The following is a 14411-nucleotide window of genomic DNA, read 5'->3' as shown; positions in this document are numbered from 1 at the left end:
CGGGCGCCGGGAACATATCTCTGTTGAATTAATACAGCGCAGTGGTGATCATGCATTGCTTCGTTCGGCAGCGGCAGATTTCGCCGATCCACTCAGTGTGGCTCAATCCCCGCACGCGGACAGGTATCGGGAATTGTGATTTGCGACATCGCCCTGCGACGACAGAAGACGCGCTTCTCGTGCCGTTAGGCACATACGTGCTGTTGCTCCGTGGCCACCGAAGTTCCATCGCAGTTCCGGGAAGATCGCGAAGATTTCCTCGCGCGCTTTCGCCGAAACGGCAGACATACCTGTATCCGCTGCGTGAAAACTTTCGGTTGCGCAACCGTTTGCGAATACGACCTCATGGTGGTCGAACATCATGTGCAAATAGGTGACTTCGGGACAGGCAATTCTTCTTACGCTTTGATGATCGATCAGATGCTTTGCAGCAACCAGAACTTCCTCTTCGCCGAACAGTAACTCTGCCTCATAACCGCTCAGCAAAAACCGGTGCTGCGGCGAGACGCGCGTGGTGCACGACAAACCGGGGAGACTGTCTGCGCTCAATTCGATCGGGGCCAAATGACCGATACCCGGTACGGAGCGACGGCCCATCCAGCGCAACGGTTGCGCGCCGTGATCGCGCGTTATGATCCTGTCGCCGGGTCTCAATGTATCAATAGCGCGCTCGCCCGCCTCGGTAAGGATGCGGGTTCCGGGCGTGAAGCAGATGATATTTTCGATTTCCGAAAACGAAACAAACGTGCCGTCGGAGGTGGTGAAGTTACCCGACAGGCCGCCATTTTCGTCGTCGGTATCCGTGAACGTGATATCGGAAAACGACACATCCGGCGTAAGCTGGAGAGTATCGCCTTCCGTCTCCCCCCCTTCGCCACCGACAATCGTGATGGAAGCATTTCCACTTTCGCGCAGATCCTCGAGAATGAAGAGATCGTCGCCTTCCCCCCCGTCGGCCGTATCGCCCTCCGAAACTCTGATGACGTCATCGCCGTCGCCACCGATCAGGCTGTCACGCCCCATGCTCCCGCCAAGCGTATCATTTCCGCTTCCCCCCTCGAGGGTATCATCCCCGGCGGCGCCGCGCAGGTCATCATTGCCTGCACCACCATCGAGACTGTCCGCAGAGGTATCGTTCGCAGGCACGCGGTAGTTAGCATCAAGCCTGTTCGAAGACAGGAACGTGTTATCGACAAGGACACCGTTGAGCGAAATCGACTCGATCGGCGCGCTGGTCAGGAGCGCATTATCCGTATTGTCGGACAACTCAGGCGCGAGAAAGACATCGCCCGTGGTCGTTTGAAACACGACGGCCGAAAAAGTGCCGGACGTGCCGTCGATAAATGTAGCGGTTGCGGAATAGACGGTCGCGGAATCGACCTGAAGGTCGGTGCCGTCAATCGTGATGGTTTCGCTGACGGTGCCGTCGTCATCGTCATCCACCTGCCCGTTGCCATCGGTGTCATTGGCGACAGCGCTTGCGAAATTGTTATAGAGTTCTGCACCAAAGCCGCCAAAAGTCCCCAAAAGCGCTTCAGCGTTGTCTGTTTGTCCACCATCCGTTTCGTCAGCATCACTATCGGACCTGTTGCCCAAACTGATGACCGTGAACGCGTTTCCGACCTGCGATGTCCCGCCAATACCCGCAGTGCCGTCCGCGTACCCACCCGTCAGCGTGTCGTCGCCCTCTTCGCCCCGCAACGTGTCGGAGCCCGCGCCCCCCTCGACCTCATCATCACCCGCACCCGCGAGAACGAGGTCGTCATCAGACCCGTCTGCCGCATCGTTGTTGTCGATGCGATCATTATCCGGATCGCCAGCGTAATTATCGTCAATCCGGTCAGAACCCGAAGAGCCCTCGACAATGAAGTCGCGCCCTGTGGCATCCCGGTAATCGAAGTCAGCCGTGCCGGGCGCTGCCCCGTTGCCCGAAGCGCTTCTGTCTCCGTCGCTGTCTGAAAGGGTAAAGATGCCTCCGTCGACATCAGTGTCGTTCACATCGCGGCCGTCTACATCATCGACAACATCCGCTATACCGTCAAAATCTGCATCACCCGATGCGTCAATGGCTTGCTGGCTTTGTCCATGCCCGGCTTCATCCGCGTCCGAAACACCGTCATCGTCTGAATCGCTATCGAGATAATCGGCCGTGCCGTCGCCATCGGTGTCTACCGGTGTCAGTCCGTTGGCATAACTGTCATCAATGCCGTCACCGTTGGAATCCGAACCACTCGGTGCGACATAGCCGTCCGTGCTTTGGGCTTCGACGTTGTCCGTAATGCCGTCATTATCACTATCGAGATCAAGGTGATCGGCAACACCGTCTCCGTCTGTGTCCCGCGTCACCTCACGTTCTTCAACCGCAAAACTCTCGCTGAACGTGGTTCCGAAATTCGGGTTGGGCCCAGAATCGATCACCACCGTATCATCGACAGAAACCGTGAAACGCGCCGGATTGTCACCGGAGATCCCGTCGCCAAAATCGTCAAATACCGTAAATGAATAATCGCCCAGATCGCCGACGGAGATGGTCGTCACGGTCGTCCCGGAACTGATATTGTCGTCGCTTGCAACAAGATTTCCGTCCGGGTCCCGCAGCTCCCACCGTGTATTGTCCTCTTCAGACGCCGCGAATTCGTCGCCGTTGAAGGCAATGGTGATCGTGCTAGGCGAAACAGTCGCGAGCCCTTCTTCCGCGTCGGTAAGCCCGTCACCGTCGGTATCGAGATCGTCCGCGTCAGCGATACCGTCGCCGTCAATATCGGCAACCGGAACATCGAAACTGAAGTCGCTGATGCCCGAACCGCCACTTTGCGACCCGCCCGAACCCGGCGACAGGGTCAGCTGTAAGGACGAGACCGGCCCGACAAGATTGACCGTGACATCGTTGGGATTGGTCCCATTGGCCTCGATCTGCACCGAACCATCCGGGTTCACCGACACTGTCTCGTCGTCGAGCCCGGTCAATCCGGCAATGATGTCGGCGGCCGGAATTTGATCGCCGTTGTCATCGTATGCGAGAATGGTCCAGCTGTCGTCGAATGTGCTCGCGCCATCGTCGTTCAGATGCTGGATATCGAAAGACAGGTTTTCGACAGCGTTCGAGAAAGTGAACTCAGCGGAGACCGGTTCGGTCACACCGAATGCGCCGAAATCGGACACGTTTCGACCGCTTTGGGACGCATCCCAAGCCCCGGGCGTGAACCGCCCCTGAACGATCGTTGCGTTCCCGTTTTCGGTGATCGTGGTGGCGCCGTTTTCGGCAAACCCATCCGTGCCGAAGAAAAGCTCGTTATCAAGTATCGCCAAAATCTGCACTCCGAACGGTCAAGATTCTCTGTGCTGATCTGGCCTGAAATTGGTTACGGGAATAGAAATTCGCCTGAGGAAATTGTCAGAAAATACGTCAGACTTTTGATAATTTTTCCATAGGTGGCGACGAATTTCCGTCCTTTTCGCCGTCCAAGGCCACCCTCCACTCTCTGTGTAAAACTTCATTTGTTCTTAAGACATCGGCAGTAACTCTCGATGCGACCGGACAGAAGTGTGGAGCAAGAAATGGGTAACAAACCGCTGAATTCAATGCTGCAACGCTGCGGTGCCCTGCTTGCGGTCATCGGTATTGTAGGACCCGTTTGGGCCGCGACCTCGACAGGAAACCTGAACGTCACTGCGACGGTCGCCAACAGCTGCAGCATCTCGACAACCGCGTTAGACTTTTCGCTCGTGAATATCGGCTCCCTTACGAACGAAGCGACCGCGGGTGAAATCGAAATTCTCTGTACAGCCACCCAAAGCAGCACAACCGTCACGATCGACGGGGGCCAAAACGAAAGCGCAGGACAGCGGCGGATGGAATCTGCGGGAAATTTTATGCCTTACGATATTCACACAGACGCCGCGCACGCGAACAACGTCGCGTCCGGGGGAACCGTTTACTCTGGCTCCATAAACGCGGCCAATACCCTTTCCGTATCACTTTACGGGCAGGTGCCGGCAGGCAGTTACGTCGCCGGCTCCTACAATGACGTACTGACGATCACACTCATCTACTAAGGGAGAATGAGATGTTGCAGAAAGCGACGATGCTGAAAGTTCTGACTTTGATGACAGCGGCATTTTATGCGAGTGTGGCGAGTGCGACGTCGCTCTCAGTGACGCCAACGAAGGTTGAAGTAGCGTCGGGGAATGCCCAGACCACGATGACCATCAAAAGCGAGGGGCGCGGTGGTTCGGTCGTGCAACTACGCATTTTCAAATGGAAAGAGGGCCAGCATCCGTCGAGGTTACGCGAAACCCGCGATGTCGTCATTAGCCCTCCGATGGCACAGATAAAGGGCAGGCAGGAATTAACGGCACGGATCGTTCGGCGCAGCACGCGCAAGATCCGCGGTCGGGAATGCTACCGGGTTCTGGTTGACAGACTGCCGGACAACCAACGCCGTGCAAGCGAAATCAGCCTGCGCATTCGACACTCCGTTCCGGTGTGCTTTACGGGATAGACGGCACCCGTGCCGAGTACGTTCCACAAATTCGTTTACCGCGCAATCGTCGCTATTTTTGCCCTGGTCACTGCAGTTGTCGGATATGCGCACGCAGAAACGTCCCTTTTCCTCCAAGTTTTCGTAAATGACCGCGACACCCAATTGGTCATCGAAGTTCAGCAGACAGGGAACGGCTTTACGACCCACCGAGAAGAACTTGCGGCCGTTGGTATCGATACCCGCGATATCAAACGCAAGAAGGTAAATCTTGATTCAATTCCCGGCCTTGCGTGGCGGTATGAGATGACAAAACAGCGATTGTATTTGACGGCAGACCGCACGCGGATAGCCCCACAGCGCATCACGACACGACGGCGCGAGATGTTATCGCCTGACCCCAGCTTTGGCATGGCGCTGAATTACGATCTCAACCTGCGAAGTGGCAAAACCTCAGGCGGCTCGTTCGATCTCGAAGGTGCCAGTATCGGGATCGAGGCGTGGACTTTTTGGAACAACGCACGTCTGCGCAACACGGGCTTGTTAAGTCTACCGGTGGGTCGTCAATCAAACGCAAGCTGGACGCGATTTAGTACAGCGTTGGAGATCGACTATCCCAAAGCCGCGGTAATCGGTATCTTGGGGGACACGCTCACTTCCTCTTTGTCTTGGGGCAGGCCCGTCCGGCTCGGCGGGCTGCGCATCCACCGCGACTTTGCGCTCCGCCGCGATCTGGTACGGCGACCCCTGCCTGCCTTCGAGGGCAGCGTGGCAGTGCCTAGCGGCGTAGACGTCTTCATTGAAGGCAATCGAGTATTCGACACCGAAGTACAAAGCGGCGATTTCACGATCGAGGATATTCCGGTCGTTAATGGTGCCGGAACAGCAATTGTGTCACTGCGCGGAGAAGACGGGACCGTCACCCGTACCGAACTTTCATTCTTCGGAGCGCGAAACCTGCTGGCCCCCGGGGTCGCGGACTGGTCGGTCGAAATCGGATATCCCCGCCTGTCCTTTGGCAACCGTGACAGCAGTTATGTCGATGATTTGGTCTTTAACGGCACCATAAGGCGGGGCATCACACCCAAGCTGACATTGGAGGCGCAGCTTTCAGCCACCCGCAATTTTCGACACGTTGCAGTTGGCCAGCATGCGGTTGTCGGAAATCTCGCCGAGGTGAGCTTCTCCCTCGGACACAGCAGACACAACGACACCCGCGGAAAATTTTACAATACAACACTTATCGCACACCCTCTCAACGGAAGGCTTCGGTTTGAAGCGAGCCATTTCCGCGCCTCCGGTCAGTATCTCGATCTGGCGTCCGCGATCGATGCCCAGAACGGGTTCACACTTTCCGGCGTTGATCGAAGGCGTGACGTCGTCAGTCTGAGCGTGCCGGGTCATGCGGGAGAAATGACGTTCGGAGCGAGCCATATTTCTATCGAAAACGATACGCGAAAAACCCAGCTGACAAGCCTCGGGCTCTCCTCAAAGGTCTGGCGATCGGACGCTGTTCTCAACGTAAACGCCAGTCACGATTGGACGCGGCGCGACACGCGACTGGCCGCTGTGGTGACAATGAAATTCGGCAAACACGCAACGCAGATCGCGCATTCCAACACAACTGGATCGAGTGTGTTCGCGTCCCGCGCAGGTGATGGCACAGCAGGGTCGTGGGGATATGACGCGGAACTGGCGCGCAACGATGGTGAAGTCCGCGTTGGAGGGCGCATTTGGGCGCAAGGCAGGCGCGCACGGCTGGACGTTTCCGCGCGTCACGCATCGCGACGCTCCAGCCTCGATCTGCGGCTTCGCGGTGCCTTCGCGATGATGGACCGCCGGATCACCGCAGGGCCGCAGATCAAAAGCAGTTTCGCGGTCGTGGATGTAGGCGCGCCAGATGTGCCTGTCCGGTTGCAAAACCGCGTTGTGACCCGCACAAACCGCAGCGGCCGCGCGGTTGTTACAGGTGTGCAGCCTTACAATTCCAATCGTATATCGATCGATGTCGATGATGTGGCGCAAGGCACGATTGCACAAGTCACCGCAGCCGACATCGTCCCGTCCCGTACGTCCGGCATTTTCGTAGCTCTTGATACAAAGGACGCTGCACAAACCCGCGTGGTGAAACTGCAATATAGCACAGGAAAACCCGTACCGGTCGGATCAGCGCTCATCATTGGCGGCAAATCTCATGATCTGGGGGTCGGTTACGACGGGCTGGTGCTCCTCGACGGCGTTCCCGAAGGCGCGACAATGGAAACAGGCCGGTGCAAAACGCGCGTCCCGCCGCTTCGAACAGACGACACCCCGGCGGTGGCAATATGCGGATAACGCTGTTCATACTCTTTCTGATCGTTTCGACAGCCCTGCCCCCCATGGCGCAGGCACAGTCTGTTAATTGTACGTCGAGCATGAGTGACATCGTGTTTGGCACGGTCAGTCTGCGCAGTGGGGTAAGCAACCAGACTTCTGGCACGTTAAGCATCAATTGCACCGGTGTTGGCAGCATCGGGGTCTGCATCGTTTTGGCGTCCGGGTCGGGCGGCAGCGGTGCAGGTTTTTCACCCCGTTTCATGCGCCGCGCGGATTCCGCAGCGCTCGCCTACGAGTTGCGCCCCGGCGGGAATGGCGCGTCCGGCGGAACGTGGGATCGCGAATTTGTGCGGGTTCCTACGGTTCTAGGGACTGGCAGGATCGATGTGCCGGTGTTTGCCGATATTACGTCATCAGGTGTCGGCACAGGTACCGGCGCCTATAGCACCACGTTTTCCGGCACTGCGCAGGCCCATATCGAATTTAATACAAATTCGTGCAACCAACCTGGCACGGTGCGACAAATCAATGCCTTTGACGTCACCGCAGACGTCGCCGCCAGTTGCGAGGTGGATGCTGGAGCCATCGATTTCGGGACGCTGGCCGCCGCTGCCGTGACATCGACAGTCGCGGCCACAGGCGGCTTCGTCATCCGCTGCACACAAGGGACGGGGTACACCGTGTCGCTCGACAACGGAGTGGGCGCTGGCGCCAGCGGACCCACGGACCGACGGATGACCGGGCCCGCAAGCCAACAGCTGCGCTATGGTTTGTATCTAAATGGTTCGGTTACGACGCCTTGGGGCCAGACCCCCGGCCAGACTGTCGCAACGACCGGTACAGGCAATGACCAAACGATGACAGTCCACGGTCGGCTGTTCGCGGGCCAACCTTTGCGCGCCGGCGTCTATACAGATTCCGTTCTGATCACCGTGGAGTACTGATTGCCTGACCGGCTAGAAATTTAGGGAGAATTTCCGGCTCAACCCGATGCGCAGGCGCCACTGGTCATCCGAGCCAAGCTCGGTAATGGGGCTGTCGGCCGCATCACCGAGCAGACGTTCGTACCCCAGCGCCCCTTCGACAGACCATTGCTCGGACAGCAAGTAGCTCGCCTGCACTTCGAAACCTGCGCCCAGTGCGCCACCGTCAGCATCGAACGCTCCGAACGATGAAGCCGTCGCTTCGTCATCGGTAATGCCGAAATATGTATCTGCGAAATCACTGTCGCCAAAGCTGACACGGGGTCCGGCGGTGATGGTCCACCGGTCGTCCGGCTTGAAAATTGCATCCGCACCAAGCGTACCGGTCCAGCCACTGTGACCTGTCACGCCTTTGCGTACTTCGCCGAAGGCCAGCCAGTTCGCCTGCCGGTAGGTCGCGCCGATACCCAATTCGACGGCGGTGCTCACATCGTCCAGGCCAAGCAATTCCGAATTGTCGTCGGCTTCGCGATCGCCGATCACTTTGAACGCGCCGCGGAACGACAGACCGTCCTGCGGTGCAGCGCCGATACCACGGCCGATATTGACACGGCCCCAGCTGAGCCCGCCAAAGGCAAATCCCAGATCCGGCCCGACCTCGTAATCATCCGCACCGGGATAGGAAGGTGCAACGGCCAATCCGCCACGCAACGCGAAGCTTATTTCACGGTCCTGCGCAAGCACGGGAGCCGCGGCGACGGCAGAGACGAAAACTGTCGATAGAAAAACGGCGCGGCGCATGTGTAGCTCTCCAACCAAGCTGGCATTCATAATCATAGCCGAAAGACGCAACCGCCGCTATCGGGAAACCAGTCGCATTTTTCCCAACGGCGCGCTTACAACCCGGGAAGCCACAGCGCGATCTGCGGAAACGCAATGAGCAGCGCCACCAGCAGCATGGAGCACGCCATATACGGAATGGCCGACCCATAGATATCTCGCATCGTCGTCTCGCGGGGGGCAACGCCCTTCATCACAAAAAGAAGTAGCCCGAAAGGAGGGGTCGTAAAGCTGATTTCGAGCGCCAGCAAAATGATGAGACCAAACCAGATGGGATCAAAACCCAGCGTCGTCGCCAATGGAAAGAAGATCGGGACCGTCAGCAACATCATGGAGATCTGTTCCATGAACATCCCGAGCAGCAAAAGAACGCCAAACATCACCAGAAGCATCGCGATCGGGGCAAGATCGAAAGCCGTCGCCCAGCGAATGAGCCCGGAGGACGCGCCAGAGAAAGCGAGCAGCTGGCTGAAGGTCGCAGAGCCGAACACAATCAGATACGCCATGAGCGTCACCCGCAAAGCGCCGACAACGGACTTTCGCAGCGCTTGCCAGCTCAGGCACCGGAAAACCAGCGCGAGGATCAAGACGCCCAAGGCACCGAAAGCCGCCGCTTCGGACGGTGTTATGAGCCCCGCGACCATACCGATCACGATCAGCACCATCACCGACAGCATTGGCAGAATGTCACGGAACAGCAGGCCGAATTTCGCACTGACGCTCAATGTTTCGACGTCGTAAGCGGGTGCTGCGTCGGGATCGATACGCGTCTGCACATAGATTGTCGCGATGTAGAAAGACGCAAGGATCAAGCCCGGCACAATGCCCGCGATCAACAACGCACCGACATCGATACGCGCAAGCGTCGCCAGAAGCACGGCGAGCGCCGATGGGGGAATGATGATGGCCAACCCGCCCGTCCCCAAAATCGGCCCGATCGACATATGCTTTTTATACCCGCGCTGCGTCATTTCCGGCACCATGAGACTGCCCAGAAGGGCCGTCGATCCCATCGAGGACCCCGACAAGGTGGAAAACGCCGTGCCGCCAAGAACCGTTACGTAGGACAAGCGGCCCGGCAGGCGGCCAAGCAGCTTGTCAATTGCATTGAACATGCGTTTGCCGAGGCCGGTATGGAAAAAGATTTCACCCATCAGGAGGAAAAGCGGGATCGGCACGAGCGCAAAATTGGTCAGACTGCCAAAGCCGTTGTTGAGCATCAGCGTCACGCCGCGTGCCCCGCCCATAAAGAACCACGCACCGATGATATTTGCCGCCAGAAAGGCAAGCGCGACGGGCATCCCGATCGCCATGAGCACCAGAATGGACCCGATCAGCAGGCCAAGCGCCTCGAACCATTCCATTATTCGTGTATTCCCGCTTCGCCCGAATGCATCAGCGTTTTGCCGAACACATACCGTGAAAACTCCACCGCCATGAGACCAAAACAGACGGGGAATGCCGCCGTTAAAACCCATTTGGGAAAGTAATAGGCCCGCACATCCAGATCGTTGCGGGCGATATTGGTTAGCATCAGTTCCGCACCTTTCCACGCAAGCAACGCACAGATGGCAACGCAAATGGCCGCGACGCTCCGGCTGACAATGCGTCTGGCGTGCGCTGGCAGGGCGGCGGTTACCAGTTCGATGTGGACATGACCCCGTTCACGGACCAACCAAGGCGCGCCAAGCATCGTCATGTAAAGGATTGCATATTCCGATGACGTGAAAAGCCACGCGAAAGGCTGCAGACCAAGGTTGCGCATCGTCACGGATGTGACAACAGACACCATAAGCCAGACCAGCATCGCGCCTGCGATACCTGCCATTGCGTATAAAAACCCGCGATAGAGTTGCCCGAGCACCTGCATGACACGCCCCTTGAGTGCGCCGCGCCAGACTTTATCCGGCGCGGCATTGATCGTCTTATTTTTCGTAGAACAGTTCGATCAGCTCGTCGTAGTTGTCAGCCCCCTGAGGACTTTCTTCCATCAGACCTTTCATCCGGTCCCATGTCTTTTCAACGGCTGCACCCAGATAGGCTTCCGCCGCTTCGCCTTCCAATGTGACGACCTGCATCCCGGCCTCTTCGAGCGCGGCAAAATCCTCGTCCCGCTTGGCACCAAGCTTGCTTGCAGACTCTTCCTCATGCGCAATCGCCACGTCCTGAATGACATTGCGCGCGGCATCGGACAGGCTGTTCCATTTGTCGAGGTTCATGATGACCCCGAGGTCCGTTGAGAAAAAGCACGGCTCGATCCGGTAATTGAGAAACTCATTCCACTTGAGGTCGATCAGACCGATCTGGGTCCACCCCGTGGCATCGACAACCCCGCGCTCGAGGGCGGAATAGACCTCGGTTGTTGGCAGATCGATCACCTGAGCGCCCAGATAATCCGTGAAAAACGCGTTATAGACGGCATTACCGCGCAGCTTCAGACCGGATACATCCAGATTGCCGCCATCGTCGAGCGTCGGTTCGTCGCGGGTCCAGAGATTGTAGCAAACGCCGCTGTCGAACCAGCCAAGGTATTTCACACCCATCTTTTCCTGATGGATTTGGTCGATGAGCTCGATGCCGCCGTTCGCGCGGGCTTCTGCCGCAACGATGTTGGATGTCACGAGCGCGTCTTTTTCAGGCAGGGATCCGGCATAAAAGCTGCCGGGCGTATAGACCATGTCGACCACACCGTTCCGAACGGCGTCCGGTTGCTGGAACATACCGATGGCTTCGGGTCCGCCGCGCACCTCGATTTTCACGATACCCTCGCCTGCGGCATTCACTCTTTTGACGAATTCGAGAAACGACTTCGTATAGATCAGCGATTCCGGAAAAGCGTGCACCGCAGTCACGGTATCTTGGGCCATCACTTGCCCCGCCAGTGCGGTACTGGCAAAAATTCCGCCGATTATTGCATGTTTCATTCGATCTCTCCCTTTGGTTTTCAATCTTGCCGCGCGCTGTGCGGGGTCTTCTGTCTGGGCATTGCCCAAGGGTGCGCGGCCCAGCGGGCTGCGCGAAATTCTGCGATTTCGGGGGCGTGCTGCTGTGTCAGATCAATGTCGTCCCAGCCGTTCATCAGCTTGCGTTGCCACATCGGATCGAGCGTGAAGGGGATGTCGGCATTTCCGATTGTGGCCATACAAGCGTCAAGAGAAAGGGTGACCACGTGCGCGCCTTCCCCCATTCGGTTGATGGTGTTTTCGATGATCTGCGCGTCCACTTTCGCAGGCAGAACACCGTTGTTGACTGCATTGGCAGCAAATATGTCGCCAAAGCTCGGCGCCAGCACAGCGCGGATCCCGAAATCCGACAGCGCATAGACCGCGGCCTCCCTGCTTGATCCGGTGCCGAAATTCCGGCGTGTCACGAGAACCTTCGCATCGAGGTGTCTGTTCAAGGGGTGGTCCGGATCGTCTTGCCGCGCATCATGCAACAAAAAGCTCCCGTAGCCGTTGGCACGCGGTTGCGACATGAAACGCGCAGGGATCAACTGATCGGTATCGATGTTGGCCTGTGGCAATGCCACGGCTGTTCCCGAAAGCGTACGCCAACCGCTCATTCCCGCCCCTCCAGCAAGGGGCGCACATCGGCGAGATGCCCTTTGACAGCAGCGGCAGCGACCATCGCCGCGCTCATGAGATGGGTACGGGCGCCACGACCCTGCCGACCTTTGAAGTTGCGATTTGTCGATGATGCGCAACGTTTTCCAGCGCCCACGATATCCCCGTTCATTCCGACACACATCGAGCATCCCGCATCGGCCCATTCCAGACCTGCCTGGGAAAAGATAGTCGCAAGCCCCTCTTGCTCCGCTTGCTTTTTCACCTGTGCCGAGCCCGGCGATACCAGTCCCGGAACACGCGCCTTCCGACCTGCCAGCACCTTGGCGGCCATGCGCAAGTCCTCAATCCGACCGTTCGTGCAGGACCCGATGAACACTTCGTCCACCGGCACATCGACCAATCGCGCACCCGGTTCGAGACCCATGTAGGCAAGCGAAGCACGGGCGTGTTCCGCTTTGTTCGGGCCAAGATCATCCGGTCTGGGAACTTGGTCAGTGATGGGGGCCGCCTCTTCCGGTGACGTACCCCACGTCACTGTCGGGGCCACGTCGGACGCGTCGAAACGTATCTGGCTGTCAAATTCGGCAGTGTCGTCGGAACAAAGCTGCCGCCAGTCCTCAACGGCTTTGTCCCACGCGTCGCCGGCCGGCGCGAAAGGCCGTCCCTTGAGATAGGTGAAAGTCGCCTCGTCAGGCGCGATCATCCCGAAGCGCCCGCCCCCTTCGATCGACAGGTTGCACAGGGTCAGCCGCCCTTCCATGCTGAGATTGCGAATTGCCGGACCCGCGTATTCGATTGCATGTCCGCGGGCACCGTCACTTCCCAGCTTCGCAATCCAGTGCAGCGCAAGATCCTTGGCTGTAACGCCTTCTGTCAAAGTGCCGTCGAACCACAGCTGCATGGATTTCGGCCGCTTTTGCCAAATTGTCTGTGTCGCAAGAATATGGGCAACCTCGGTCGCGCCAACGCCGAACGCCAACGCGCCAAATGCGCCATGTGTGGAGGTATGACTGTCACCGCAATTTATCAAAAGACCCGGCAGCGTGATCCCTTGCTCCGGTCCGATCACGTGCACGATCCCCTGTCCGGGATCACGCAAGCCATAAAGACGTATTCCTGCCCTTCGGGCATTGTCGCCCAGTGTGTCAATCATGCGCCGGACATCTGCGGCCACGGTGCCCGCACGTGTCGGCGCATAGTGGTCCACGACCGCAAATGTCAGATCGGGATGGGCGACGGATGCACCACGAGCTGAGATCTTTGCGAAAGCGTGGTGCGATCCTTCGTGCACAAGGTGCCGGTCGACCCACAGCAGCGACGTGCCATCATCGCGGCGGGTGATTTCGTGGGCATCCCACAGTTTGTCGAGAAGCGTCTTCATTCGGCGGCCTGCGCCGGGTCGGGCTGAATGATCGGCTCCCAATGTCGCGCCTCTCCTGCACCGACACGACCGAGCGTCATCTCAAGCCTGAACATATCGGGACGGTAGAGAGCGGACAAATATTCGACCCCCCTGCCCTGCGCATCCCGAACCACGCGGTCCAGCGACAGCAAGGGAGCGCCGACACTCAGGCCCAGATGCGCCGCGACATCCGGGGATGCCAGCGTGGCACTGACGCTTTGGTGAGCGGTTTGCACCACAACGCCCGACCGTTCCAGCAGGATGAACAAAGGTTCTGTGGCGAGCTCTGCCTCGCTGTAGTTGCGCGCGATATCTTCGGGCACATAGGTCGTGAGATGCGAGAACGCCTGCTCTTCGACCAACCGCAGGCGCACCGCACGCTGCATAACTGCATCTGACGTTTGCTGCATTTCGCGCGCAACAGCGGCCGGGGGCGGGCCATACCCGAACGAAAGCAGCCGCACGGTCGTGTCGTACCCCATCTGAACGACCTGCGGCATCAGCGTTGTGAAATCCGCCGCCACCGAGGGTGCGTCAGGCGCCGCGCAAACCGTGGTGCCAGATCCCGCGCTACGCCGTATCAGGCCTTCGTCCTCAAGTGCATCCAAAGCGCGCCTGATGGTCACGCGCGACACATCAAACTGTACCGAGAGTTTCTGCTCACCCGGCAGCACAGCGCCTTCGGCATAGCTGCCGCGGGTGATATCTTCATGCAGATGCAGATAAACGCGACGCGCCTTGCCTCCCTCTGGAAGGCTGCTACGTCCCTTATTATCGGGGCCTTGCACCATTCGAATCCTCGCTCTTGCTCCAAAGCCTAGCGATTGAATATGCAAATGCAAGAAATCTATCTCACAGATATCGGCATTTCTGATCTATAAAA

The 14411-nt window shown here is 58.2% G+C and carries 12 protein-coding genes; 4 read left to right on the top strand and 8 right to left on the bottom strand.

Annotated elements, in window-relative coordinates:
- Positions 1-102: 102 nt before the first annotated feature.
- On the bottom strand, positions 103-3309 hold the full coding sequence (locus K3756_RS18015) for a Hint domain-containing protein (protein ID WP_259993645.1): 3207 nt from the start codon (positions 3307-3309) through the stop codon (positions 103-105).
- A 249-nt stretch (positions 3310-3558) separates the two neighbouring features.
- On the opposite strand from K3756_RS18015, the gene K3756_RS18010 reads away from it, so the two are divergent.
- From K3756_RS18010 to K3756_RS17995, 4 genes are all read left to right on the top strand, one after another.
- A complete protein-coding gene (locus K3756_RS18010) occupies positions 3559-4056 on the top strand; it encodes a spore coat U domain-containing protein (RefSeq protein WP_259993644.1) in 498 nt (165 codons plus the stop codon).
- Positions 4057-4067: 11 nt separating this feature from the next.
- A complete protein-coding gene (locus K3756_RS18005; RefSeq protein WP_259993643.1) occupies positions 4068-4502 on the top strand; it encodes a molecular chaperone in 435 nt (144 codons plus the stop codon).
- A 363-nt stretch (positions 4503-4865) separates the two neighbouring features.
- A complete protein-coding gene (locus K3756_RS18000) occupies positions 4866-6815 on the top strand; it encodes a fimbria/pilus outer membrane usher protein (protein ID WP_259993642.1) in 1950 nt (649 codons plus the stop codon).
- Positions 6806-7741: a spore coat U domain-containing protein gene (locus K3756_RS17995; RefSeq protein ID WP_311201712.1), complete on the top strand. Its 936-nt coding sequence runs from the start codon at positions 6806-6808 to the stop codon at positions 7739-7741. Before K3756_RS18000 ends, K3756_RS17995 begins: the two co-directional genes overlap by 10 nt.
- Positions 7742-7753: 12 nt before the next feature.
- On the opposite strand, the gene K3756_RS17990 is transcribed toward K3756_RS17995, so the two are convergent.
- The 7 genes from K3756_RS17990 to K3756_RS17960 form a co-directional block, all read right to left on the bottom strand.
- On the bottom strand, positions 7754-8521 hold the full coding sequence (locus tag K3756_RS17990; RefSeq protein WP_259993641.1) for a MipA/OmpV family protein: 768 nt from the start codon (positions 8519-8521) through the stop codon (positions 7754-7756).
- 95 nt (positions 8522-8616) lie between these two features.
- Positions 8617-9924 carry a TRAP transporter large permease subunit gene (locus K3756_RS17985; RefSeq protein WP_259993640.1) on the bottom strand — a complete coding sequence of 436 codons (1308 nt, stop codon included), beginning with the start codon at positions 9922-9924 and terminating at the stop codon, positions 8617-8619.
- Positions 9924-10430, bottom strand: coding sequence for a TRAP transporter small permease (locus tag K3756_RS17980; RefSeq protein WP_259993638.1), 507 nt, complete (start codon positions 10428-10430; stop codon positions 9924-9926). Before K3756_RS17980 ends, K3756_RS17985 begins: the two co-directional genes overlap by 1 nt.
- Before the next feature lie 55 nt (positions 10431-10485).
- A complete protein-coding gene (gene dctP, locus K3756_RS17975) occupies positions 10486-11484 on the bottom strand; it encodes a TRAP transporter substrate-binding protein DctP (RefSeq protein ID WP_259993636.1) in 999 nt (332 codons plus the stop codon).
- Positions 11485-11504: 20 nt separating this feature from the next.
- Entirely contained in the window at positions 11505-12122 is a 618-nt protein-coding gene (gene leuD / locus K3756_RS17970) for a 3-isopropylmalate dehydratase small subunit (protein WP_259993634.1), read from the bottom strand.
- Positions 12119-13507, bottom strand: coding sequence for a 3-isopropylmalate dehydratase large subunit (gene leuC, locus K3756_RS17965; RefSeq protein WP_259993632.1), 1389 nt, complete (start codon positions 13505-13507; stop codon positions 12119-12121). Before leuC ends, leuD begins: the two co-directional genes overlap by 4 nt.
- Positions 13504-14319: a GntR family transcriptional regulator gene (locus K3756_RS17960; RefSeq protein ID WP_409202447.1), complete on the bottom strand. Its 816-nt coding sequence runs from the start codon at positions 14317-14319 to the stop codon at positions 13504-13506. Before K3756_RS17960 ends, leuC begins: the two co-directional genes overlap by 4 nt.
- Positions 14320-14411: the final 92 nt, after the last annotated feature.

The sequence above is a fragment of the Sulfitobacter sp. S190 genome (genome assembly GCF_025141935.1).
Classification (GTDB): domain Bacteria; phylum Pseudomonadota; class Alphaproteobacteria; order Rhodobacterales; family Rhodobacteraceae; genus Sulfitobacter.
The sequence above is the reverse complement of the archived record's forward strand: the minus strand, read 5'-3'. Positions and strand labels throughout refer to the sequence as shown.